This is a genomic window from Paenarthrobacter sp. 22069, from assembly GCF_052046035.1.
GTDB lineage: Bacteria > Actinomycetota > Actinomycetes > Actinomycetales > Micrococcaceae > Arthrobacter.
In genome coordinates this window covers 139,573-161,367 of record NZ_JBQEQF010000001.1, presented here as the reverse complement: position 1 = coordinate 161,367, position 21,795 = coordinate 139,573, and the positions used below count along the sequence as shown (strand labels likewise).

Genomic DNA, 21,795 nt, shown 5'->3' with positions numbered 1-21,795 from the left:
CAGCCGGGTGGAGCTAACGCTGCTCCGACTGCTCCAGCACGGCGGCCTTCCGCGCGCGCAGCGCGAAGAACGCTCCGAACGTGAAGACCTGGGTGACGACAACCAGCACGATCGCGCCGGCGATCTTGTTGCCGCCCAGGATCATGGTGAGCCCCACGATCGCGGACAGCAGCGCGAGGAGCGGCAGCAGCATGTAGCCCAGGACGAACAGGGTTTCCGGTTTCTTCAGCATGTTCCTAGCCCTCCGTCCGGGTCCATTTGGTGAATCGGTAGCGTGTGCCGTTGTCGGCCGTCAGCCAGCCGTCCGGCGGGACGGAAGCGGAGGCCTCCCATGTGGGGCCAAGCTCCGGGGCGAACGTATCGCCGTCGGCCTTCACGTCGATGGTGGTGACCACCGCAACGTTGGCGAGGTCTGTGGACTGGCTGAAGACGTCGCCGCCGCCCAGGATCCACACCGTCTCGCCGCCGTCGACGAACTGCGACTCAAGGAGCGCGTCATCCAGGGAGGGGACCACGACGGCGCCCTCCGCTTCAGGCGTGTTTGCCCAGTCCTTCTGCCGGGTGATCACGATGTTCGTGCGCCCCGGAAGGGGACGGTACTTGTCCGGGAAGGACAGCCAGGTCTTGCGGCCCATGATGACAGGGTGCCCGGTGGTGAGCCGGGTGAAGTGCTTCAGGTCCTCGGGCAGGTGCCAGGGCATGTCCCCGTCCTTGCCGATGACCCCGTCGGACGTCTGCGCCCACACCAGCCCGACGCCGGTGATCGATGCGGCCAGTTCCTCCGAGAAGGACTGCGGATCAGTGAAGTTTTCGGTGCTCATACGGCGATCGGTGCCTTAATGGTGGGGTGGTGCCGGTAGCCCACAACGTCGAAATCCTCCACTGTGTAGTCGAAGATGGACGCGGGCTTGCGGGTGATCTTCAGCTGCGGGTATTCGTAGGGCTCGCGTTCGAGCTGCTTGAGGACCTGGTCCATGTGGTTCTCGTAAATATGCACGTCGCCGCCGGTCCAGACGAATTCGCCGGGTTCAAGGCCCACCTGCTGGGCGATCATGCACGTAAGCAGGGCGTAGGAGGCGATGTTGAACGGTACGCCCAGGAACATGTCAGCGGACCGCTGGTAGAGCTGGCAGGAGAGCTTGCCGTTGGCCACGTAGAACTGGAAGAACGCGTGGCAGGGCGGGAGTGCCATGTCGTTGAGCTCGGAGACGTTCCACGCGGAGACGATGTGCCGGCGGGAATCCGGATTCGACTTCAGGTTCTCGATGAGTTCAGCGATCTGGTCGATGTGGCCGCCGTCCGGGGTGGGCCAGCTGCGCCACTGCACGCCATAGACCGGGCCCAGGTCGCCGTCTTCGTCTGCCCACTCGTTCCAGATGGTCACGCCCTGGTCCGTCATCCACTTGATGTTGGTCTCTCCGCGCAGGAACCACAGGAGCTCCACTGCCACGGACTTGAAGTGGACCCGCTTGGTGGTGATCAGCGGGAAGCCCTTAGAAAGGTCAAAGCGGATCTGGCGCCCGAAAACGCTGGTGGTTCCGGTGCCCGTACGGTCCGATTTATGGGTGCCGGTGGCCAGGACATCGCGCAGGAGGTCTTCATAAGGCGTTGGGATGCTCACGCCCCAAGTCTACTGTCTGAAGAAGTTTGGCCGGCGGTGATACGCCGCCGCGCCGGGAGCCAGTGCCCTTCGCTGTGGCTGCGGGGCCGCCAGTTTGGGAGGCGGCCAGAGGAGCATCACCAGCAGGACTGCCAGGTTCAGGGCTCCGGCAGGGTTGATCCAGCCGGCGATCCCGGAACCAGGATCGGGCCGCGCAGCATGGTTCCCCGCAATGGCGGCCAGTCCGGAGGCGATCGTGGCAACCGTGCGGAGCAACCGGTTCATGGCGATGGTCCGCAGGACGCCGTCAAGTCCGGGCGTGAGTCCGTCCACCGGCGGGCGCAGGCTGATCAGCAGCAGTACGGCGAGGGTTCCCACAGCCAGGACGAACAACGCCCCGCCCAGGTACATCGCCAGCTCCACCCCAGCAACCCGGCCTTCTCCGCCATAGGTGGCAAAGCCCCCTTCGCCGTCCGGACGTGACCCGTAAGGTTGAGGCGCGAAACCTGGCAGACTGGACGTCCACACGATCTGGGCAGCGGCTACAGCGAAGATGGCGGCTGCCGTCCAGGCGAGCCGCAGGGGCAGGAAATCGCGGATCCGGGGCGCCTGTCCGGGCGGCTGCCCGGGCAGCGACTTCGGTCGAGGGTAGCTCAGCTGCCCAAGGCTGTGTACAGCCAGGCAGCCCAGGACCGGCCAGGCGAGCGAGGGCAGGATCTCAACAGCCGCCTTGGGAATTCCCGGAACCGGAAGGATGCCTGCGTTGGCAGCCGGCAGCAGTGAACTTACCAGCCAGCCAATGACTCCGACGCAAAGAGCATGCCGGGACGCTGTTGCGGGGAAGACCCGGCCCCGGGCGCCGCGGATCAGGGATCGGAGCACGAGGTACACCCCGCCGGCGAGCAGGATCGGCCACAGGACCGCTATTGGTGGAACATCAAAAACATCAGTGGTCGTGGAAGCCGGCACGTTATCCCCCCAGAACTGTGCGTCGTTCCCTAAGTCAAGGCTGATAAGGCGCCCGGGTCAAGGCGTTGGTGCCGGCCTAGTCGTCGAACGGCTTGAACTGCTCCACTGCCACAACCTGTTTCCTTCCACCGCAGGCCACATGGCAGACCACCACCTCGCCCGGCGACAGGTACGGCTCGCGGGCGGGCAGGAGATTCGCCAGGTGTGCCGGCATGTGCGTGGCCAGCTGCCTGAGGACGGTGGGCAGGGCGGGCCGGTGTGTGCAGGCCACCACGGCCCGCTGCTTGTCGAAAAGTGTTTCGATCACGGCCGCCGTCTTCTTGGGGCTGCGCTGGTGTTTGTGTTCGGTCAACCCCTCCGCCAGTTTCACCTTCGCGCCGCTGGCCTTGGCATAGGGTGCCACGGTGGCAACGCAGCGCAGCCACGGGCTGGTGACCACCCGCATCGGCTTCCAGGCCTGCAGGAGCCGTCCGACGGCCTGCGCCTGCCTGCTTCCGGTGGCCGCCAGCGGGCGCTCGCCTTCCGCCTTGCTCCAGGACGAGCGCGGCTTGGCCTTGGCATGCCGGAGCACCAGCAGGGGCCATGTGTCCAGCGTGCCCTGGTCATGCGCGTCCCGCAGGTATTCAAGGGGTACGACGTCGGAGGGGTTGGACAGCAGCCGGGCCGCCTTTTCCGGCGCGCACCACATGACGCTGTCCACTTCCTTGCCGTCCGGTACCAGCGTGGTGCCGTTGGTGACCCTGACGGCCCAGTAGTACACCACCTTCAGGCCCGAGGCCACGTGGTAATGGATGGGCGGCAGCGGTATCCCCAGCGGTGCCTGGAGGCCAATCTCCTCCCACACCTCGCGGACTGCGCATTCGGGGACGGTCTCGCCGGCGTCGATCTTTCCCTTGGGCCAGGACCAATCGTCATAGCGGGGCCGGTGGATCAGCAGGACTTCGAGTCGGTCCTTGTTGACGCGCCAGGGGATGGCACCCGCAGCGGTCACGGCTACGGGTTCCCCGGGGTGGTCGGTCTGGTCGGCTACAAGTGCATCACTCGACAAAGCGGCTGCCTATCGCCGGCTCAGGCTGCGTTGCCGCGGCCGGGACGCCAGCAGCCAGGACTGGACATCTTCAAGCGGTTTCCCGTCTTCGGAGAGATGGTGCCGGATCCAGCGGCCCTCGTTGTCGAGGTGCCAGCTGGAGGTTTCCGGGTCCATGTACCGCTTCAGGAGGTCCAGGACGTAGGTGATGTCGTCAGGGCTGGCCAGCTGCACCAGGGCCTCCACCCGGCGGTCCAGGTTGCGGTGCATCATGTCGGCCGAACCGATGTACACCACAGGATCGCCGCCATTGGCAAAGGCGAACACGCGCGAGTGCTCCAGGAAGCGGCCCAGGATGGAGCGGACGGTGATGTTCTCGCTGAGGCCTGGAACGCCCGGGCGCAAGGAGCAGATGCCACGAACCACCACATCCACCCTCACCCCGGCCTGGGAGGCGCGGTACAGGGAATCGATGATGGCTTCGTCCACCATGGAGTTCACCTTGATCTGCACCAGTCCCGGCACACCGGCCCGGGCATTGCGGATCTCCGTCTCGATCCTGTCGATAAGCCCGGACCTGACCGACCGGGGCGCCACCAGCAGCCGCTTGAAGGTGGACTTTGGTGCGTAGCCGGAGAGCTGGTTGAAGAGCTTGGAGAGGTCCTCGCCCACTTGGTCGTTGGCTGTCAGCAGGCCAAGGTCCTCGTAATACCGGGCCGTGCGGGGGTGGTAGTTGCCGGTGCCGATGTGGCAGTAGCGGCGGAGCCCGTCCACTTCCTGGCGGACCACCAGTGAAAGCTTGCAGTGCGTCTTCAGGCCCACGATGCCGTACACCACGTGGACTCCCGCCTGCTCCAGCTTGCGGGCCCAGGAGATGTTGGCCTGCTCATCGAAGCGGGCCTTGATTTCCACCAGGGCCAGGACCTGCTTTCCGGCCTCGGCGGCGTCGATCAGGGCGTCCACGATGGGGGAGTCGCCGGAGGTGCGGTAGAGGGTCTGCTTGATGGCCTGGACCTTGGGGTCGGATGCCGCCTGTTCCAGGAACGCCTGCACCGAGGTGGAGAACGAATCGTACGGGTGGTGGAGCAGGATGTCCCGGCGGCGCATAGCGGCGAAAACGTTGGCGGCCTTGGACGTTTCGGATTCGTTCAGGTACCGGGAGGTGTGCGGGACGTGCTTGGGGTAGTGCAGGTCCGCGCGGTCGATCGCGGCAATCACGGACAGGCCCCGGAGGTCCAGCGGAGCCGGCACCGAATACACCTCCGACTCCTCCACACCCAGTTCGCGGATCAGCAGTGCCCGGATGTTGGGATTGATGTCGTTGGTGACTTCCAGCCGGACCGGAGGGCCGAAGCGGCGCCGAAGGAGTTCCTTTTCCAATGCCTGCAGGAGGTTCTCGGCGTCGTCCTCTTCCACCTCCACGTCCTCGTTGCGGGTGACGCGGAAGGTGTGGTGCTCCAGGACCTCCATGCCCGGGAACAGCTTGTCCAGGTGGACGGCGATGACTTCCTCAAGCGCGATGAAGCGGGCCACCCGGCCGGGGACCGCGCCGGCCCGCGGACCGTCGATGGAGATCAGGCGCGGGAGCTGGTCCGGGACCTTGACGCGGGCGAACAGCTCCTTGTCGCTGACGGGGTTCCTGACCACGACGGCAAGGTTCAGCGACAGGCCGGAGATATAGGGGAAGGGGTGGGCCGGGTCAACCGCCAGGGGAGTAAGGATGGGGAAGACCTTCTCCGCGAACATGACGCTGAGCTGCTGCCGGGCGGTGTCGTCCAGCTCCTCCCAGTGCATGAGGTGGATGTGTTCGTAGGCAAGGGCCGGGCGGATCTGGTCGGCGTAGACCTGCGCGTGCCGTTCCTGCAGCCGGTGGGCTTCCTCGCTGATCCTTTCGAGCACCTCAACCGGGCTCAGGCCTGCGGGGGAGGGCACCGCGAGGCCCGTGGCGATGCGGCGCTTGAGACCGGCCACGCGGACCATGAAGAACTCGTCCAGGTTGGACGCAAAGATGGACAGGAAGCTGACCCGCTCCAGCAGATGCAGGGTGGGGTCCTCCGCCAGCTCCAGAACGCGGGAGTTGAAGGCGAGCCAGCTCAATTCGCGGTCCAGGAACCGGTCGGGCCGGATGTCACCCTCCGGCTGCAGGTTCGGGGCGAACTCCGGAATGTCGATGCGGTCCTGGGTGGCCCTGGACGCAGGTACTTCGGATGAGCCGAAGCGGGCCCGTACTGGCACCGCAACATCCTTGGACGTGGCTGTTCCGGTGGCTTCCGGGTTCATGACTTCTCCTTTAGCTGGCGCTCTGTGCCGGCGTTTCCGCCCCGCATGGTCCGGTTTCAACCTTACAAGCATTCCCCGGCCCCCGGCCCTTGTTTTACACCGGGCCGGGAATGTTCCCGCGGCCCTGCCTAGGCGCCGGCCGGGCCGTACATAACGTCCATATCCCAGCGGGTGAACCCCAGCCGCCGGTACAGGGCCACCGCCGCGGCGTTATCGGCATCCACGTAGAGCATGACCGCGTTCAGCCCCGAGTCGCGCAGGTGCTTGATACCGGCGATGGTCAACGCCTGGCCCAGGCCCATGCCCTGGGCCTCCGGGGCCACGCCCACAACATACACTTCGCCGATCGCCGGGTGTTCGCCGTGCCGGGGATGGACCTTGGTCCAGTGGTAGCCCAGCAGGCGGCCATCCCGGTCCTCGGCCAGGAAGAACCCCGCAGGATCGAACCAGTCCTCCGTCATGCGCGCCTCAAGGTCGAGCCGTGTCAGGTTCCCCTGTTCCGGGTGGTGGGCGAACGCCGCGCGGTTGGCAGCCAGCCAGGCGTCCTCATCCCGGCCTGGCACAAAGGTGCGGATTGCCACCCCATCCGGAAGAACGGCGTCGGGAAGGTCCGCGCCCGCCGTCGTCATGCGCATCTTCCACAGCTCACGCACCGGCGCATAGCCGTACCGGGCGGCAAGGTCGGCCGCGGCCTCGTGGTTGCCGTGGGACCATGCCTTCAGGCCGTCAAAGCCGCGGACCTCCTTGAGGGCACCCACCAGCCGGTCGGCAACGCCCTGGTTCCGGTACGAAGGATGCACCGCGATCTCCAGGACCCCGTTGCCGTCCGGCTCGTCAACCACGACGGCGAAGCCCGCCAGGTCCTGGCCTGTGGACGGGTCTGAGTCCTCGTCAGGGGCATACAGGGCCAGCGTCAGGAGTGTGTGGGCGCCGGCATCACCGGCCCGCATGGTCACCAGGGTCTGTTCGGAGATGGACGGGTTGCCGTCCGATTCCTCAGCCGCGGCGAGCACACCGCGGCAGTCCTTCAGGAGTTGCTGGTCAACCCCGCCCCGGACAACCTGGACGGGCCACTTCTGCGGATGCGCTGGAGTCATGAGCCAAGGCTATACGCCGCTGGCGGTCCAGGCTCAGGCCTCGGTGAGCTCGTCTTCCTGCTGGCGCACCAGAGTCAGGCGGTAACCGACGTTCCTGACGGTGCTGATCAGGTTCTCGTGGTCCGCACCGAGCTTGGCGCGCAGGCGCCGCACATGGACGTCCACCGTCCGGGTGCCGCCGTAGTAGTCGTAGCCCCAGACTTCCGTCAGCAGCTGCTGGCGGGTAAACACCCGGCCCGGGTGCTGTGCCAGGTACTTCAGGAGCTCGAACTCCTTGAACGTCAGGTTCAGCGGCGCCCCGTTGACCCGTGCCGTGTAGCTTGCCTCGTCGATGATCACGCCGGCGGCACGGATCTCACTGGGTGCGTCTTCCTGCTCGGGCACCGCGCGGGCAACGGACAGCCGGATGCGGGCTTCCACCTCAGCGGGTCCCGCGGAGTCGAGGACGATGTCATCAACCGCCCACGCGGAGGAAACGGCAGCCATGCCGCCTTCGGTCAGGATCAGGACCAGCGGCGCGCTGAGGCCGGTGGCTTTCAGGAGCTGTGTAAGGGAGCGGGCGCCCACCAGGTCCTTGCGCGCATCCAGCAGGACGATGTCGCAGGGGTCCGTCTCAAGGAGGGCAGTCGGCTCGGCCGGGAGGATATGGACCCGATGGTTCAGCAATTCGAGGGCAGGCAGGATGTCGACCGAAGATCCGGTGCTGTTGGTCAGTAACAGGATGTGCGACATTGTTCCTCCAAGGGCCGTCCGCGCATCATTGGGCGACTGAACCGGATTCTCACCGGCCGGTACTGGCTTCCTGCAGGGAATTGAGGTCCGACAGCAGGCCGTCGGACAGCAGCCCCGGCAGGGAGCTTAGCTGAACTTTGAGTATACCCGGCGGGGTCCTCCGGACCACAGATCCGCGCCGCGGACGGGGCCGTTTTGCGACATATGAGGTTCATATAAGGCAGGATTGAACCAGGGCCCACCAGCCCTGCCACGGGGGGCGGACCAGCCTTCCGGCCGACGCCAGGATGGGAAAAAGCGCAGTGAGTGCACCGACGAAGCACAGGGCGGGCCCCGCATGACCGCGGAATTGCAGGCACCTGCGCGCTCGCTCGGTTCCTGGACTGTGGGTGCCGTGGGAATTGCCGGGCTCATCGCCATCATCGCCGGGGTCTATGCCTCGCCGGAGGCGCTTGTGGTGGTTGGCATCCTGATCGCCGCGGCCGTTGGCATCGGGTGGCCCCATTTCCTTCGCATTCCGGCCAGGAAGACCCTCGCGGCTGTCATAGCGCTGCCCGGCGCCGCTGCCGCGGTGGCTGCGGCGCTGACCCCTGCTCCCGGTTACCTTGACTGGACGCCGGCTTTCGTGGCCCTGGGCATGATGGCCGTCTTCGTGGTGCAGCTGATCCGCGGCACCGGCCAGGCGCAACGCCTTGAATCCACCCTCGGATGCTGCGCCGGTGTATTGCTGTCCTGCCTCGGCGCAGGCTGGATCGCCGGCGCCCGCTTCAACGGGGTCCGCGAAATGCTGCTGGTAGCGGCGGTCAGCGCGGCCGTGGCCCTGCTGGCCGGGCTCATCCGGTGGCCTGACAGCATCATCGCGCCGCTGGGAATTGTCCTTGCCGGCCTGGCCGGACCCCTCGCCGGACTGGTCCTGTCGGACATCGCCGTCCTGCCCGCTGCGGTGTTCGGGGTCATAGTCGGCGCGGTCCTGGCCAGCTTCCGCAGGCTTGCCACGCTTCGCGGCGCACCGCTGGACATCCTGGCCGCCCTCGGCATGGGCCTTGCACCGGTTTCGGCCGTGGGGTCCCTCGCGTACTTCATAGACAAACTACTCATCTACTAACGGGTTAGGATGGCACCATGTCCGTACTTGCTTTTGAAATCTTCTTCCTTGTCCTGCTCGGCATCGCGAGCCTGTCCATGGCCTGGTTCGCCGGTTTTGTGGTCTACCGCCTCTTCAAGGGCCAGAAGTAGCCACCCCTTTCGCAGGGTCGCCCGTTTCTCGAGGTAATGCCAATGCCCATTGAGATTCCAACAGATCTGACTCCCGAACTCGTCCCCCTCTCGTGGCTCATCGGTGAGTGGGAGGGCCGCGGCCGGCTGGGCAGCGGCGACGAGGACTCGGAACACTTCCTGCAGCACGTCTCCTTCACGCACAACGGCCTGCCGTACCTGCAGTACCGCGCCGAAAGCTGGCTGACCGACGACGAAGGGACCCGCCTGCGGCCGCTCACCGTCGAGACGGGGTTCTGGGCGCTCGAGCGCAAGCAGCTCGATGCCGACGGCGGCCCCGGGCTGGTGCCTGCGGACATCGTGCCGGTGCTGAAGAGTGCCGACGAGGTCGAAGCGCTGCGCAACAAGGACGGCGGTTTCGACATCTCCGTCTCCATCGCGCATCCCGGCGGGATCACGGAGCTGTACTACGGCCAGATCAAGGGCCCACAGATCCAGCTGAGCACCGACATGGTGATGCGCGGCAGCCACTCGAAGGAATACAGTGCCGCCACCCGGATCTTCGGCCTGGTGGACGGCAACCTTTTGTGGCGGTGGGACGTTGCTACTGGGGGAGAAGGCGGAAAAGGGCTGGAGGCACACGCCTCCGCTTTCCTGCACAGAGTCTCCTGATCCGGAAAGGGCCCATGATGGAAGACGGCACGGAACCAGCAGGAACGCCAGGCGGCTACAGCGGACTGAAAGCCGTCTTCTTCAACGGAACCCTTAAGAAATCACCGCAGACATCCAACACGGACGGCCTGATCGCAATCAGCCGCCGGATCATGGAAAAACAGGGTGTCAGCACCAAGGTGATCCGTACCGTGGACCACGACATCGCCAGCGGCGTCTACCCGGACATGACGCAGCACGGCTGGGCCACTGACGAATGGCCGGAACTCTATCCCGCCGTCAAGGACGCAGACATCGTGGTGGTGGCCGGCCCCATCTGGCTCGGTGACAACTCGTCCCAGACCAAAAAACTGATCGAGCGGCTCTACGCCCACTCCGGTGAGCTGAACGGGAAGGGGCAGTGGGCCTTCTATCCCAAGGTGGGCGGCTGCCTGATCACGGGGAATGAGGACGGCATCAAGCACTGCTCGATGAACATCCTCTACAGCCTGCAGCACATCGGCTTCAGCATCCCGCCGCAGGCGGACGCCGGCTGGATTGGTCCCGTGGGACCCGGCCCCAGCTACCTGGATGAAGGGTCCGGCGGCCCGGAGTCCGACTTCACCAACCGCAACACCACCTTCATGACCTGGAACCTCCTGCACCTGGCCAGGACACTGAAGGACGCGGGCGGCTACCCCGCTTACGGCAACCTGCCGAACGAGTGGAAGGCCGGCACGCATTTCGGTTTCGAAAACCCGGAATACCGTTAGCTTCCAAGGACTTCTACTACATATGACTACGCCCAGCCCTTTGTTGTCGCGCCCCGGCGCCGTCGAGGCCACCGGCCCTGACGCCGGTGTTGCCGCCCACTACGGTGAGCCCCTGCGCGAGCAGCGTGCCCTCGCCGCCGGAACAGCCGTCGTCGACCTTGCCCACCGCGGCGTGGTCACCGTCACGGGTCCGGACCGGCTGAGCTGGCTGAACACCTTGTCCTCCCAGCAGGTGGCAGGCCTGCAGTCCGGCGAGTCCAGCGAACTGCTGCTCCTCAGTGTCCAGGGCCGCATTGAGTTCGACGCGCGGGTGGTGGACGACGGCGGGACCACCTGGCTGATCGTGGAGGCTGCCGAAGCCGCCCCGCTTGCCGAGTACCTCAACCGCATGAAGTTCATGCTGCGGGTGGAGATCGCCGACGTCTCGGCGGACTGGGCCGTCGTGGGCAGCACACGTGCCGTCCCCGAATGGTCCGGCCACCTCGCCTGGCAGGACCCGTGGCCGCACGTCTCCGCCGGCGGATTCTCCTACGCCACCGTCTCCGAGGAGAACCATCCCGGGCTTGAGCGCCCTTGGTTCGAGTACCTCATCCCCGCCGCCGGGCTTGAGGACGCCGTCGCCGGGCGCGCGTTGGCCGGCATGCTCGCCGCCGAGGCCCTCCGGGTCGCCGCCTGGCGCCCCCGTATCGGCGCCGAGACGGACGACAAGACCATCCCGCACGAGCTGGACCTGCTGCGCACCGCCGTCCATCTGGCCAAAGGCTGCTACAAGGGGCAGGAAACCATTGCCCGCGTCCACAACCTGGGCCACCCGCCGCGCCGGCTGGTGTTCCTGCAGCTCGACGGCTCGCAGCACACCCTGCCCGCGGCCGGAAGTCCGGTCATGGCTGGGGAACGCAAGGTGGGAACGGTGACGTCCGTCGCCCAGCACTACGAGATGGGTCCCGTTGCCCTGGCAGTCATAAAGCGTTCCGTTGCCCCGGATGAGATACTGACGGTCCTGGACGGCGATGAACCCTATCCCGCCGCCCAGGAACTCATCGTCGCCCCGGACGCCGGCCAGGTTGTGGGGCGCCAAACCGGATTCCTGAGGGGGCCACGCTGATGATTGAGAACGCCGGAACCGAGGGCGGGCAGACGGGCGCAGGGGAAGGGCACGACGACGCCCTGGCCTTGGCCCACACGCTTTTCCAGGCGGCCCGCGAGGGCAACGACGGGATGCTGGGTGCCTACCTGGACGCAGGAGTTCCCGCCACCCTGACAAACTCCGCGGGGGACACACTGCTCATGCTCGCCGCCTACCACGGGCACGCCGGCACCGTTCAGTTGCTCCTGCGGCACGGTGCCGACGCCAACTCCGCCAATGACCGGGGACAGACCCCGCTGGCCGGCGCGGCATTCAAGGGCTACACGGACGTGGCCAGGGTCCTGCTGGATTCCGGCGCGGATCCGGACGCCGGTGCGCCATCGGCACGGGCCGCCGCGCAAATGTTCGCCCGCACGGAAATTCTGGACCTCCTGGGCTAACGCCACCCGGGCCCTGCCCGGCTCTTCAACAAAACTTCAGAAGGATGAGCGGATGGAAGACGTAGAAAAGCCCTGGCCGGCACTGTGGTCCCTGGTGATCGGGTTCTTCATGATCCTGATCGACAGCACCATTGTGTCCGTCGCCAATCCCCGGATCATGGAGGGCCTGAACGCCGATATCAACTCGGTGATCTGGGTGACCAGCGCCTACCTGCTGGCCTACGCCGTGCCGCTGCTCATTACCGGCCGGCTGGGTGACAGGTTTGGGCCCAAGCGGCTCTACCTGCTGGGACTGGTGGTGTTCACGCTCGCCTCCCTGTGGTGCGGCCTGGCCCAGAACGTGGAAACCCTTATCGTGGCGCGCGTGCTGCAGGGTATCGGCGCGGCGGTCATGACGCCCCAGACCATGGCTGTCATCACCCGCATCTTCCCGCCCGACCGCCGCGGCGCCGCCATGGCCATTTGGGGTGCCACCGCCGGAATGGCAACCCTGGTGGGGCCCATCCTGGGTGGCGTCCTGGTGGACGGCCTGGGCTGGGAGTGGATCTTCTTCATCAACGTTCCCATCGGCGTCGTCGGCTTCATCCTGGCCATGCGGAACGTCCCGGCCCTGAGCACCCACCCACACCGGTTTGACATCCCCGGCGTGCTGCTGAGCGCCGTCGGGCTCTTCCTGCTGGTCTTCGGCATCCAGGAAGGCGAGACCTACAACTGGGGCACCATCACCGGGCCGATCAGTGTGTGGGGCCTCATCATCGCCGGCCTTGTCATCCTCGCGGCCTTCGTGGCGTGGCAGCGGTTCAACAAGGGCGAGCCGCTGCTTCCCCTTGGACTGTTCCGTGACCGGAACTTCTCCCTCGCCAATCTGGGCATCACCATGGTGGGCTTCACCGTGACGTCCTTCAGCCTGCCCCTGATCTTCTACTACCAGCTGGTCCGTGGCTTGACGCCCACCCAGTCGGCACTGCTGATGGTGCCTATGGCGCTGATCTCGGGTGGCATGGCACCCGTGGTGGGCAAGATCGTGGACCGGGTCAACCCCAAATACCTGGCCGCCGCCGGGCTGACGCTCATGGCGGTGGCACTGGTGTGGAACGGCCTGCTGATGCAGCCGGACACCCCCATCCTGCTGTTCCTACTTCCCAGCGCCGTGCTGGGCTTCGCCAACGCCGGCATCTGGGCTCCGCTGAGCACCACCGCAACCCGGAACCTTCCGCCGCGCCAGGCCGGTGCGGGCTCCGGCGTTTACAACACCACCCGGCAGTTCGGTGCCGTGCTGGGCAGCGCGGCGATCGCTGTCCTTATCCAGTCGCGGCTGGCGGCCGAACTCCCGTCCCGCGGCCCGGGCGGTCCATCCGGTGAGGGCATGGGCATGGGCGGCGGTACGCTTCCGGAGTTCCTGCACACAGGGTTTTCGACGGCGATGGCCCAGTCGATCCTCCTACCCGCCGCAGTGGTGCTGGTTGCGGCAGCCGTTGCGCTGTTCTTCGCCAAGCCCAAGCCGGTCCAGAACTGGGGAGGCCCGGGGCAGGGCCAGGCGTCACCGAAGGTGGACGCTGGTCTGGATTCCGCCGGCTGAGAGCCCCAGTTTCCGGGCGAGGGCAAGGCAGCCGGTGTTGCTGACGTCTGCACGCCATTGCAGCGTCAGCCCGGCCGCCAGTGCCTCGTGGGCGGCGATGGATCCCGCCAGGCCCCCAAGACCTTGCCGCCGCCACTCAGGATCCACCAGGACCCCCATGTTGCCGAGCAGGCCTTCCCACTCGCCATAAGCTCCACAGGCGAGGGGGACCCGCCTGCCATCGACTTCATGGACGATGGTGTACCGGTTTTCGAGGTCGGAAAGCCCCACTTCGTTGACGTCGTCCGGCGGGCAGCGGCCCTCCAGTTCAATCGCCTCAGGGTTTCCGTGCGAGACCGTCAGTTCTTCGGACGGCTGCTGCAGCGGCAGGTCGTCCGCGAAGAACAGGGCTGCCGCCCCGAGCCCGTGGCCGCCCCGCTCCCGGGTCAGCTTCAGGAGGGTCACGTGGTGGGCCATTTCCTCGTCGGGGATGTCCGCTGCGGCGTCGATGACGGCCTGCGGGCCCACCAGTGCGGAGCTTCCGAACAACCGCACGAACTCCACGGTCCGGGCTGATTCGTCGGCGCGGACTATCCGTTCGCCAGAGGCCAGCGCGTCTCCGAATGCGTCGTCGTCAAGGCCCAGCCGGCGTGCCCACGCCAGCTGGATGATGGCCGCAGAGCCGGGATCGAGTGTCATGGTCCCAGCCTAGGGCGGCCCGCTGGCTTAGCCGAACAGGACCGCGGCTTCGTCGTAGCGGTTTTGCGGAACGGTTTTCAGCTGGCCCAGGGCTTCCTCGAAGGCCACGTGGCGGATGTCCGTGCCCTTCAGTGCCACCATGGTGCCCCAGTAGCCTTCCACCACCGAGTCGATGGCGGCCATGCCGAGCCGGGTGGCCAGGACCCGGTCGAAGGCGGACGGGACGCCGCCGCGCTGGATATGGCCCAGGATGGTGGCACGGGTTTCGACGCCGGTCCGTGCCTCGAGCTCGGGGGCCAGCTGGTCTGCGATGCCGCCCAGGCGGGGACGGCCGAACGTGTCCAGGCCGCGCTCGGAGTGCGGGCTTTCCATGTGATCTGGCACGAAGCCTTCGGCCACCACCACCAGCGGCGCGCGGCCGCGGGCGTGGGCTTCCTTCACCCACTCGGTGATCTGCTCGATGCTGACCTTCTGCTCCGGAATGAGGATGGCGTGCGCGCCGGCGGCCATTCCTGCGTGCAGGGCGATCCAGCCCACATGCCGGCCCATCACTTCGGCGATCATGCAGCGGTGGTGGGATTCGCCCGTGGTGCGGAGGCGGTCGATGGCTTCGGTGGCAATCTGCACGGCGGTATCGAACCCGAAGGTGTAGTCCGTGGCGTCGAGGTCGTTGTCCACCGTCTTCGGCACGCCGACGATCTTCAGGCCCGCGTCGGTGAGCCGCTTGGCCGCGGCGAGCGTTCCCTCACCGCCGATGGCGATGATCGCGTCGATGCCGAGCCGGTCCATGTGGGCCTTGATGGTTTCGGGGCCGCCGCCGTTTTCGAACGGGTTGGTGCGGGACGTGCCCAGGATGGTGCCGCCCTGCTTGGCGATGCCGCGGACCATGGTGCGGGGGATGTCGATGATGTCGCCCTCCACCACGCCGCGCCAGCCGTCGCGGAACCCGACGAATTCCTGGCCGTGGATGGCGATGCCCTTCAACACGGCGCCGCGGATGACGGCGTTCAATCCGGGGCAGTCGCCACCGCTGGTGAGGATTCCAATTTTCATGTTCGGCTCAAATCCTAGAAGAAGGTTTACAGGCAGAGCGCCACGCTGAGCTCACCTAGAAGTGTAATGGGGTGTGTGGGGTACGACACAAACCGGTTACATGCAGGTGCCTGAACGAGCGGAAACATGGGCAGGCAAAAGCCCCCGCCCAGTACAACGGATTCACGGGCGGGGGCTCTTGGCGGTTCGGGAGCAGTGCCTGTCAGGGCCGGTCGATGGAGCGCCTGTCCAGGAAGGTTTGGAGCACGATCTCATTGCGCTGGTCCGGGAGGATCACCCAGGCCAGGAGGTAGAAGACGAAAGCCGGCCCTGGCAGCAGTGCGAAGAGCAGGAAGGCGATCCGGACGAACGCAACGTCCACATTGAGCTTGGCTGCAATGCCGCCGCAGACTCCGCCGAGCCACCGTTCCGGTCCGCGCTTCAGGCCGAGGCCCCTGACGATGCTGAAGAACTTATCCATGGTTCAAGACTTCCCTGTCGTTGGTTCGTTGTCACGTTTCCGGGCCGAGAGCAGGCCGCCCACCACCAGCGCAACGCCGGCGCCGATCATGAGCCCGATCAGCACGTAGGTGCCGTTGAGGGTGACGATGCCCAGCTGCGCCACGATGATGAGCGCCGCCAGTGCCAGCACGATCAGTCCCCACACCACCGTCCCCACCCTGGCAGGTGCCGGACCCTGGCTGTCCTGGCCCGCCGTCGTCGGAATGTTGCTGCTGTCCATGTCAGTTGCCTTCCTGGATCGTGACATTGCTGAAGGTGCCGTCGATCTGCACCACCAAGTGGTTGCCTGGCTTGTCCGTGTTGTAAGTGCTTTCACGCGTGGTGGTGCCGCCGCGCTGTCCGCTTGCCTCGTTCAGGTTCCCCATGGTCATGTCCGCCTTGATGTCCACGGGCACGTTCTGCGGGATCACCACGGTGACGTTGCTGGCGGTGATGTCGAGGGGGACCAGGACGTCGGAGGTCAGGGGGGCGGTGGGGGAAAGGCCCGTGAGATCCACAGTTCCCCGGCCGGCGGTGATGTCGATGCCGCCGCGCGCTTCCTCGACGCTGGCCGGGTTCCAGTCCACCTGCTGGAAACGCATCCGGCCGTCATCCAGAGTGTTGTAGATGCCGCCGGTGACCAGGGCGATGACCGCGAACAGGCTCAGGATGCCCGAAGTCCGGCCACGGAACCCGGCTACCAGGATGCCCAGGCCAAGGACTGCTGCGGCGCTGGCCCACACGATGGCATTGCCGGAGCCGCCGAGGTCGACGATGTTCGCGGCATCGAGAGCTTTGAGTCCGCCGCCCACCAGCAGGGCAGAGCCCGTGGCGATGGCAACGGCTGGGGCGCCGGGGCCGGCCGGATGGGGCTTTGGCGGCTTGGGCGGGACCCAAGGTGCCGGGTAACCGCCGGTGCCGGGGACCCCGCTCCCGGTGCCCGTGCCGCCAGTACCCACTCCGCCTGAACCCGTGCCGCCGGCGGTGTAGCCGGGCTGGCCGTATGTTCCGGCGCCGGGACCCACGGGTGCGCCGCCGTACAGGGGCGCCGGCGGGAATTCCGTCGTGCGCCCGGACGCGGTGCCCGTGGAGAAGGACGACGTGGGCACCGTGGTGGAGCGGGCCGCCGGGTAGGCCGAAGCGGAAGGGGACGTGTGGCCGGCAGCGGTGGGGTGGGCCTTATTGCGCTGGGAAAGGTAGTAGACCAGGAAGATGGCGCCGCCCACCCAGAAGAGGGTCCAGAGCAGGCCGCTGAGGCCGTTATGGCTCCAGCCCCAGTAGCCTCCGCCGAGGCCGGTAAGTCCAAGGACGCTGGCAATCAGGGAACCGGTCATGCCGCTGGACCAGCGGCCCGCACCGGCTTCCTGGACGTGGATCCTGCCGTCAGGTTCCGGAAGGAAGGCCCATGCCAGGCCGTACAGCAGCACGCCGATGCCGGCCAGGAGGGTCAGGACCACCGCGGCGCCGCGGATGATGATGGGGTCCACGTTGAGGCGATGGGCGATTCCGCTGCAGACGCCGCCGATCCACCGGTCGCCGCCACGGGAGATGCCGTGGCTGCGCACCCAGCCAAAGAAGTCCGTGGAAGGTGACGGTGCCTGGCGGCCCTGGAAGGCGTAACTACCGGCGGGACCACCAGCCTGGCCATCCGTTTCCTCGCCAGGACCGAAGGTCGAATCAGCGGGAGGCGAATCAGCGCGGTTTGGGCCAGTGGGGTTGGAACCGGCGGATGGCAGCGGTTGGGTCGGCTGTCCGCTGTCCGGAGCGGGTACGGGCACTGCAGGGTGTTCGTCGTCGGGGGAGGGGTTCTGCGAGTTCATACCTCGATCCTGCCGTTCGCGCCGGCCGGCGCTCTACTGGGGGAAACCCTGAACGGTCCCTGAGCTGTCCCCGGGAACGGCCGTGAAGCAGTCCGGGTAACCGTGATCCATGTTTGGATTGGATCATGACAACCCTCCCGGCGCGGCCGCCACTGGCGCGCAGCAGCGACCGCGTCATCGCCGGTGTCTGCTCGGGCCTCGCAGTACACCTTGGCTGGCCGGTTAAGAACGTCCGCCTGGCCATGGTCCTCGCCTCATTCGCCGGCGGGGCAGGGCTGCTCTTCTACGCCTGGCTTTGGATCATGGTGCCCACCGCGGACGAGGCCGCACGCCGCAATGCCCGCCGCCCGGCGTCGCCCATTGCCCCCGCCGTAAGCCAGCCCGGGCAGGTGCCGGCGCAGGCAATAATGTCCGACGGCGGGACATCCGCTGGTCCCGCCGGTTCCGTCCCAGCCGGCACAGCAGGCACGCACGGCACCGGCGGCACGGGCGGTGCGCCGTGGTTCAAGGTGCGCGGCATGCGGTACGGCAAGGAAATCCTGCTCGGCTCCGGACTCCTGCTGGTGGCGGGCATCATGATCGCCCAAATGCTGGGTGTGGACGTGTCCCTGGGGACACTTATCCCCGCCGCTGCCGTACTCGGCGGTGCGTCGATCGCGTGGATGCAGCTGGACGAAACCCGGCGTGCGGGGCTGGTGGACAAGACCAAGGCGGACCAGGCCGGCGGCTGGGGCCGGCTGGCTGCCGGGCTGGCGTTGGTGGTGGCCGGTGTCCTTGTGATGGTGTCCGGCTCCGGCTCCTGGGAACAGACCTGGCTGGCGCTGCTGGCGTCCGTCGCCGTCCTGGGCGGCGTGGTCCTGGTCCTGCTGCCGTGGGCCCTGAAGTTCTGGCGTGACCTGGAAGCGGAGCGCGCCGGCAGGATCCGGGAGACGGAGCGGGCAGAGATCGCCGCCCACCTCCATGACTCCGTCCTGCAGACCCTGGCGCTGATCCAGCGGCGTGCCGGCAACGAGCACGACGTTGTCCGGCTGGCCCGTGCCCAGGAACGCGAGCTGCGCGGCTGGCTGTTCCAGGACCCGGGCCGCGAAAGCGGACAGCTTTCGGACCGGATCAAGGCCGTCGCCGCCGAGGTGGAAGACCTGCTGGGCAATGCCGTGGAGGTGGTCAGCGTTGGCGACGCCACCATGACCGAGGCGCACGAGGCCCTGGTCCAGGCGAGCCGCGAGGCCATGGTCAACGCCTCCCGGCATGGCGGCGGGACTGTCTCGGTCTATCTCGAGGCCTCGGACGGGCAGGCCGAGGTCTTCATCAAGGACAGGGGACCCGGGTTCGAACTGGGGGACGTGCCCGCGGACAGGCTCGGTGTCCGGGAATCGATTATCGGCAGGATGAAACGGCACGGCGGCTCGGCTGCCATCCTCAGCACCGGCAACGGTACCGAAGTGCGCCTCAGGCTGCCGGCGGCAGCAGAACACGCGGAAGGAAAATCATGAACACCACCCAGGGAACAGCTGCGGGAAGCGCCGGGCGGCCCGGAACCGTGCGCGTGGTCATCGTCGATGACCACGCCATTTTCCGGTCCGGGCTGAAAGCCGACCTGGACGCCAGCATCCAGGTGGTGGGGGAGGCTGCGACCGTCGAACAGGCCATCGCGGTCATTGCCCAGCAGCGGCCCGACGTGGTGCTCCTCGATGTGCACCTGCCCGGCGGGCTGGGCGGTGGTGGGCGGGAAGTCATCGCCGGCTCCGCTGCCCTCCTGCCCGACACCCGTTTCCTGGCCCTGAGCGTGTCAGACGCGGCGGAGGACGTGGTGGCAGTGATCCGTGCCGGCGCCCGGGGCTACGTCACAAAGACCATCTCCGGGGCCGAAATTACCGATGCCGTGCACAGGGTGGCCGGCGGGGACGCTGTTTTCTCACCCCGCCTGGCCGGGTTCGTTCTGGATGCCTTTGGAACCGCTCCGGCGGACATCGCCGACGACGAACTGGACAAGCTCTCCGCCCGTGAACTGGAGGTCATGCGGCTCATCGCCCGCGGCTACAGCTACAAGGAAGTAGCCAAGGAGCTCTTCATCAGCATCAAGACGGTGGAAACCCATGTCTCCGCCGTGCTGCGGAAGCTCCAGCTCTCAAGCCGGCACGAACTCACCAAGTGGGCCGCCGAGCGCCGCCTCCTCTAGACGCCCCATCAGATCCTGCCGTTCAATCTCCAACGCCCCATCACCTTTCGCGCATTAACGCCTAACGCCCCATCACAAGGTGATGGGGCGTTAGGCGTCTTCCTGCGAAAGGTGATGAGGCGTCCTACTGGGCCTTGCCCAGGAAGTCCTGCAGGCGCTGCACGCCGGTGGCCAGGTCGTCGTCGCCCAGTGCGTAGGAGAGGCGCACGAAACCTGACGGGCCGAACGCCTCGCCCGGGACCACTGCCACCTCAACCTCGTCCAGGATCAGGGCCGCCAGCTCAGCTGACGTCTGCGGGGTGGCGGTGCCTGACGCCGTCGGGAATTCCTTGCCCAGCAGCGCACGGACGTCCGCGTACACGTAGAAGGCGCCCTTCGGCGTCGGGCATTCCACCCCGTCAATGGCGTTCAGGCCGGCAACAATGGCCTTGCGGCGGCGGTCGAAGGCCACCTTCATCTCGTCCACGGCCGTCAGGGGCCCGGACACGGCGGCGAGGGCGGCCACCTGCATGATGTTGGAGACGTTGGACGTGGCGTGCGACTGCAGGTTGGTGGCCGCCTTGATGACGTCGGTGGGGCCGATCATCCAGCCCACACGCCAGCCGGTCATGGCGTAGGTTTTGGCAACACCGTTCAGGATGACAACCTTGTCGCCCAGCTCGGGGGCGGCGGTGGCGATGGAGGTGAACGGCACGCCATCGTAGGTCAGGTGCTCGTAGATCTCGTCGGTGACCACCCACAGGCCCTTCGAAGCAGCCCACTTGCCGATCTCGGCGACCTGTTCGGGGGAGTAGACGGCGCCGGTGGGGTTCGACGGCGAAACAAACAGCAGGATCTTGGTCCGGTCCGTAACGGCTGCTTCGAGCTGTTCAACGGTCACCAGGTAATCCTGTTCGGGCCCGGCGAAAACCTCCACGGGCACACCGCCGGCCAGCCGGATGGCTTCAGGGTAGGTGGTCCAGAACGGGGTGGGGACGATGACCTCGTCACCCGGGTCCACCAGGGTGGCGAACGTGTTGTAGACCGCCTGCTTGCCCCCGTTGGTCACCAGCACCTGGGCAGGGTCCACCTGGTAGCCGGAATCGCGCAAGGTCTTCTCGGCGATGGCCTTCTTCAGCTCGGGCAGGCCGCCGGCGGGGGAGTACCGGTGGTACTTGGGCTGGCCTGCAGCTTCAATGGCGGCCTGGACGATGTAGTCCGGGGTGGGAAAGTCGGGCTCGCCCGCGCCGAAGCCAATGACCGGCCGGCCAGCTGCCTTCAGCGCCTTGGCCTTGGCATCGACTGCCAGGGTTGCGGATTCGGCAATTGCGGAAATGCGTTGGGAAACGCGGGCGGCAGACATGGCAGGTCCGTTCTTCGCTTGCAGCCGGGAGGCTGGAATGTGGGATTCGACGAGTTCTACTCTATGCTGTTCACCGGACCCACCGGGGTGCCGGTTTTGATTTATGACTGCCCTGCGCAGTACGTTTCAGGCCGGGCTGCGGCTGGGCCGGGAGAGCCGGTTTTACCTACGGGACGTTCTTGCGTAGACTGGTTCACCGGTGTTGAAACACGGATGATGACGTGCGCCCCAGTTCAAACTGTCGGTCGGTCTTCAAAGAGTGGAATTCACTCCATAGGGTAGTGGCGCAATTGGTAGCGCAGCGGTCTCCAAAACCGCAGGTTGCAGGTTCGAGTCCTGTCTGCCCTGCGCAAGCTGTTCCGGGCGAGAGCCCGGAACAGGCGCAGCAACCATGGTTCTGATCAGGGCCGGGTAATCCACCATTGCAAAGATGAGCGAGGACCAGGTGACCGAAACAGCTGCCAGCAGCTCCAAGGGCCGCCCAGCTAAGAAGGAAGCCAAGGCAAACTTCTTCGCCCGCATCGCACTCTTTGTCCGCCAGATCATCGGCGAACTGAAGAAGGTTGTTGCCCCCACCCGCAAGGAACTGATCAACTACACGCTCGTGGTGCTGGTTTTCGTGGCCATCATGATGGTCATCGTCAGCCTGCTGGACATTGGTTTCGGAACCGCTGTCGGCTGGATCTTCGGCGGAACCGGCCCCACGGACAGCTAAGGCTGCACGGTCCGCAGGCCGCGTGCTCCGCCCGGGGAACCGGAAGGGAAGCGCGGCGTGCGGAATTGAGCCATTTAA

The 21,795-nt window shown here is 66.6% G+C and carries 23 protein-coding genes and 1 tRNA gene; 10 read left to right on the top strand and 14 right to left on the bottom strand.

Features of this window, described 5'->3' with window-relative positions; all coding sequences use genetic code 11:
- Positions 1-13: 13 nt before the first annotated feature.
- The 8 genes from ACTJK0_RS00785 to ACTJK0_RS00750 form a co-directional block, all read right to left on the bottom strand.
- Complete coding sequence (locus ACTJK0_RS00785) at positions 14-232, bottom strand: NF038396 family protein (RefSeq protein WP_440743894.1); 219 nt, start codon at positions 230-232, stop codon at positions 14-16.
- 4 nt (positions 233-236) lie between these two features.
- Positions 237-821: a dihydrofolate reductase gene (locus tag ACTJK0_RS00780; RefSeq protein WP_110541356.1), complete on the bottom strand. Its 585-nt coding sequence runs from the start codon at positions 819-821 to the stop codon at positions 237-239.
- A complete protein-coding gene (locus ACTJK0_RS00775) occupies positions 818-1,621 on the bottom strand; it encodes a thymidylate synthase (protein WP_440743893.1) in 804 nt (267 codons plus the stop codon). Before ACTJK0_RS00775 ends, ACTJK0_RS00780 begins: the two co-directional genes overlap by 4 nt.
- A gap of 9 nt (positions 1,622-1,630) precedes the next feature.
- The gene (locus ACTJK0_RS00770; protein ID WP_440743892.1) at positions 1,631-2,569 is read right to left on the bottom strand and encodes a hypothetical protein; all 939 of its coding nucleotides are present in this window, start codon (positions 2,567-2,569) and stop codon (positions 1,631-1,633) included.
- 76 nt (positions 2,570-2,645) lie between these two features.
- Positions 2,646-3,617: an NUDIX hydrolase gene (locus tag ACTJK0_RS00765; RefSeq protein ID WP_440743891.1), complete on the bottom strand. Its 972-nt coding sequence runs from the start codon at positions 3,615-3,617 to the stop codon at positions 2,646-2,648.
- A gap of 9 nt (positions 3,618-3,626) precedes the next feature.
- Positions 3,627-5,876 (bottom strand): RNA degradosome polyphosphate kinase, encoded by a 2,250-nt coding sequence (locus ACTJK0_RS00760; protein ID WP_440743890.1) that lies wholly within the window; start codon positions 5,874-5,876, stop codon positions 3,627-3,629.
- 128 nt (positions 5,877-6,004) lie between these two features.
- The gene (gene mshD, locus ACTJK0_RS00755; RefSeq protein WP_440743889.1) at positions 6,005-6,973 is read right to left on the bottom strand and encodes a mycothiol synthase; all 969 of its coding nucleotides are present in this window, start codon (positions 6,971-6,973) and stop codon (positions 6,005-6,007) included.
- Between the two features lie 33 nt (positions 6,974-7,006).
- On the bottom strand, positions 7,007-7,705 hold the full coding sequence (locus tag ACTJK0_RS00750; RefSeq protein ID WP_018769102.1) for a winged helix-turn-helix transcriptional regulator: 699 nt from the start codon (positions 7,703-7,705) through the stop codon (positions 7,007-7,009).
- A 337-nt stretch (positions 7,706-8,042) separates the two neighbouring features.
- Between ACTJK0_RS00750 and ACTJK0_RS00745 the strand changes: the two genes are divergently transcribed.
- The 6 genes from ACTJK0_RS00745 (at position 8,043) to ACTJK0_RS00720 (ending at position 13,450) form a co-directional block, all read left to right on the top strand.
- Positions 8,043-8,810, top strand: a complete 768-nt coding sequence (locus ACTJK0_RS00745; RefSeq protein ID WP_440743888.1) for a permease — start codon at positions 8,043-8,045, stop codon at positions 8,808-8,810.
- Between the two features lie 173 nt (positions 8,811-8,983).
- Complete coding sequence (locus ACTJK0_RS00740; protein WP_110541349.1) at positions 8,984-9,592, top strand: FABP family protein; 609 nt, start codon at positions 8,984-8,986, stop codon at positions 9,590-9,592.
- 17 nt (positions 9,593-9,609) lie between these two features.
- Positions 9,610-10,344: a flavodoxin family protein gene (locus tag ACTJK0_RS00735; RefSeq protein WP_110542087.1), complete on the top strand. Its 735-nt coding sequence runs from the start codon at positions 9,610-9,612 to the stop codon at positions 10,342-10,344.
- A 22-nt stretch (positions 10,345-10,366) separates the two neighbouring features.
- Positions 10,367-11,449, top strand: coding sequence for a CAF17-like 4Fe-4S cluster assembly/insertion protein YgfZ (gene ygfZ / locus ACTJK0_RS00730; protein ID WP_440743887.1), 1,083 nt, complete (start codon positions 10,367-10,369; stop codon positions 11,447-11,449).
- Positions 11,449-11,871 (top strand): ankyrin repeat domain-containing protein, encoded by a 423-nt coding sequence (locus ACTJK0_RS00725; protein WP_440743886.1) that lies wholly within the window; start codon positions 11,449-11,451, stop codon positions 11,869-11,871. The genes ygfZ and ACTJK0_RS00725 overlap by 1 nt, the downstream gene beginning before the upstream one ends.
- Positions 11,872-11,923: 52 nt before the next feature.
- Positions 11,924-13,450: a DHA2 family efflux MFS transporter permease subunit gene (locus tag ACTJK0_RS00720; RefSeq protein WP_440743885.1), complete on the top strand. Its 1,527-nt coding sequence runs from the start codon at positions 11,924-11,926 to the stop codon at positions 13,448-13,450.
- Here ACTJK0_RS00720 and ACTJK0_RS00715 read toward each other — a convergent pair.
- From ACTJK0_RS00715 to ACTJK0_RS00695, 5 genes are all read right to left on the bottom strand, one after another.
- Positions 13,412-14,128, bottom strand: coding sequence for a GNAT family N-acetyltransferase (locus tag ACTJK0_RS00715; RefSeq protein ID WP_440743884.1), 717 nt, complete (start codon positions 14,126-14,128; stop codon positions 13,412-13,414). The two genes, ACTJK0_RS00720 and ACTJK0_RS00715, sit on opposite strands and share 39 nt — an antisense overlap.
- 27 nt (positions 14,129-14,155) lie before the next feature.
- Positions 14,156-15,181, bottom strand: a complete 1,026-nt coding sequence (locus ACTJK0_RS00710) for an ATP-dependent 6-phosphofructokinase (protein WP_440743883.1) — start codon at positions 15,179-15,181, stop codon at positions 14,156-14,158.
- 202 nt (positions 15,182-15,383) lie between these two features.
- The gene (locus ACTJK0_RS00705; RefSeq protein ID WP_110541343.1) at positions 15,384-15,641 is read right to left on the bottom strand and encodes a PspC domain-containing protein; all 258 of its coding nucleotides are present in this window, start codon (positions 15,639-15,641) and stop codon (positions 15,384-15,386) included.
- A gap of 3 nt (positions 15,642-15,644) precedes the next feature.
- A complete protein-coding gene (locus ACTJK0_RS00700) occupies positions 15,645-15,902 on the bottom strand; it encodes a hypothetical protein (protein WP_440743882.1) in 258 nt (85 codons plus the stop codon).
- A gap of 1 nt (position 15,903) precedes the next feature.
- Complete coding sequence (locus ACTJK0_RS00695) at positions 15,904-17,481, bottom strand: PspC domain-containing protein (protein WP_440743881.1); 1,578 nt, start codon at positions 17,479-17,481, stop codon at positions 15,904-15,906.
- A 125-nt stretch (positions 17,482-17,606) separates the two neighbouring features.
- On the opposite strand from ACTJK0_RS00695, the gene ACTJK0_RS00690 reads away from it, so the two are divergent.
- Both ACTJK0_RS00690 and ACTJK0_RS00685 read left to right on the top strand, forming a co-directional pair.
- Entirely contained in the window at positions 17,607-18,974 is a 1,368-nt protein-coding gene (locus ACTJK0_RS00690; protein ID WP_440743880.1) for an ATP-binding protein, read from the top strand.
- Complete coding sequence (locus ACTJK0_RS00685) at positions 18,971-19,660, top strand: response regulator (protein ID WP_440743879.1); 690 nt, start codon at positions 18,971-18,973, stop codon at positions 19,658-19,660. The genes ACTJK0_RS00690 and ACTJK0_RS00685 overlap by 4 nt, the downstream gene beginning before the upstream one ends.
- A 124-nt stretch (positions 19,661-19,784) precedes the next feature.
- Here ACTJK0_RS00685 and ACTJK0_RS00680 read toward each other — a convergent pair whose 3' ends face one another.
- Positions 19,785-21,002, bottom strand: a complete 1,218-nt coding sequence (locus tag ACTJK0_RS00680) for a pyridoxal phosphate-dependent aminotransferase (protein WP_440743878.1) — start codon at positions 21,000-21,002, stop codon at positions 19,785-19,787.
- 275 nt (positions 21,003-21,277) lie between these two features.
- On the opposite strand from ACTJK0_RS00680, the gene ACTJK0_RS00675 reads away from it, so the two are divergent.
- Positions 21,278-21,350, top strand: a tRNA-Trp gene (locus ACTJK0_RS00675).
- A gap of 82 nt (positions 21,351-21,432) precedes the next feature.
- Positions 21,433-21,717 carry a preprotein translocase subunit SecE gene (gene secE, locus ACTJK0_RS00670; RefSeq protein WP_043456061.1) on the top strand — a complete coding sequence of 95 codons (285 nt, stop codon included), beginning with the start codon at positions 21,433-21,435 and terminating at the stop codon, positions 21,715-21,717.
- Positions 21,718-21,795: the final 78 nt, after the last annotated feature.

What these genes read in the sequence shown, in the direction of transcription:
- ACTJK0_RS00785 (WP_440743894.1), bottom strand. Translation starts at nt 232, where the DNA reads ATGCTGAAGAAACCGGAAACCCTGTTCGTCCTGGGCTACATGCTGCTG.
- ACTJK0_RS00780 (WP_110541356.1), bottom strand. Translation starts at nt 821, where the DNA reads ATGAGCACCGAAAACTTCACTGATCCGCAGTCCTTCTCGGAGGAACTG.
- ACTJK0_RS00760 (WP_440743890.1), bottom strand. Translation starts at nt 5,876, where the DNA reads ATGAACCCGGAAGCCACCGGAACAGCCACGTCCAAGGATGTTGCGGTG.
- mshD (WP_440743889.1), bottom strand. Translation starts at nt 6,973, where the DNA reads ATGACTCCAGCGCATCCGCAGAAGTGGCCCGTCCAGGTTGTCCGGGGC.
- ACTJK0_RS00750 (WP_018769102.1), bottom strand. Translation starts at nt 7,705, where the DNA reads ATGTCGCACATCCTGTTACTGACCAACAGCACCGGATCTTCGGTCGAC.
- ACTJK0_RS00745 (WP_440743888.1), top strand. Translation starts at nt 8,043, where the DNA reads ATGACCGCGGAATTGCAGGCACCTGCGCGCTCGCTCGGTTCCTGGACT.
- ACTJK0_RS00740 (WP_110541349.1), top strand. Translation starts at nt 8,984, where the DNA reads ATGCCCATTGAGATTCCAACAGATCTGACTCCCGAACTCGTCCCCCTC.
- ACTJK0_RS00735 (WP_110542087.1), top strand. Translation starts at nt 9,610, where the DNA reads ATGGAAGACGGCACGGAACCAGCAGGAACGCCAGGCGGCTACAGCGGA.
- ygfZ (WP_440743887.1), top strand. Translation starts at nt 10,367, where the DNA reads ATGACTACGCCCAGCCCTTTGTTGTCGCGCCCCGGCGCCGTCGAGGCC.
- ACTJK0_RS00725 (WP_440743886.1), top strand. Translation starts at nt 11,449, where the DNA reads ATGATTGAGAACGCCGGAACCGAGGGCGGGCAGACGGGCGCAGGGGAA.
- ACTJK0_RS00720 (WP_440743885.1), top strand. Translation starts at nt 11,924, where the DNA reads ATGGAAGACGTAGAAAAGCCCTGGCCGGCACTGTGGTCCCTGGTGATC.
- ACTJK0_RS00715 (WP_440743884.1), bottom strand. Translation starts at nt 14,128, where the DNA reads ATGACACTCGATCCCGGCTCTGCGGCCATCATCCAGCTGGCGTGGGCA.
- ACTJK0_RS00710 (WP_440743883.1), bottom strand. Translation starts at nt 15,181, where the DNA reads ATGAAAATTGGAATCCTCACCAGCGGTGGCGACTGCCCCGGATTGAAC.
- ACTJK0_RS00705 (WP_110541343.1), bottom strand. Translation starts at nt 15,641, where the DNA reads ATGGATAAGTTCTTCAGCATCGTCAGGGGCCTCGGCCTGAAGCGCGGA.
- ACTJK0_RS00700 (WP_440743882.1), bottom strand. Translation starts at nt 15,902, where the DNA reads ATGGACAGCAGCAACATTCCGACGACGGCGGGCCAGGACAGCCAGGGT.
- ACTJK0_RS00695 (WP_440743881.1), bottom strand. Translation starts at nt 17,481, where the DNA reads ATGAACTCGCAGAACCCCTCCCCCGACGACGAACACCCTGCAGTGCCC.
- ACTJK0_RS00690 (WP_440743880.1), top strand. Translation starts at nt 17,607, where the DNA reads ATGACAACCCTCCCGGCGCGGCCGCCACTGGCGCGCAGCAGCGACCGC.
- ACTJK0_RS00685 (WP_440743879.1), top strand. Translation starts at nt 18,971, where the DNA reads ATGAACACCACCCAGGGAACAGCTGCGGGAAGCGCCGGGCGGCCCGGA.
- ACTJK0_RS00680 (WP_440743878.1), bottom strand. Translation starts at nt 21,002, where the DNA reads ATGTCTGCCGCCCGCGTTTCCCAACGCATTTCCGCAATTGCCGAATCC.
- secE (WP_043456061.1), top strand. Translation starts at nt 21,433, where the DNA reads ATGAGCGAGGACCAGGTGACCGAAACAGCTGCCAGCAGCTCCAAGGGC.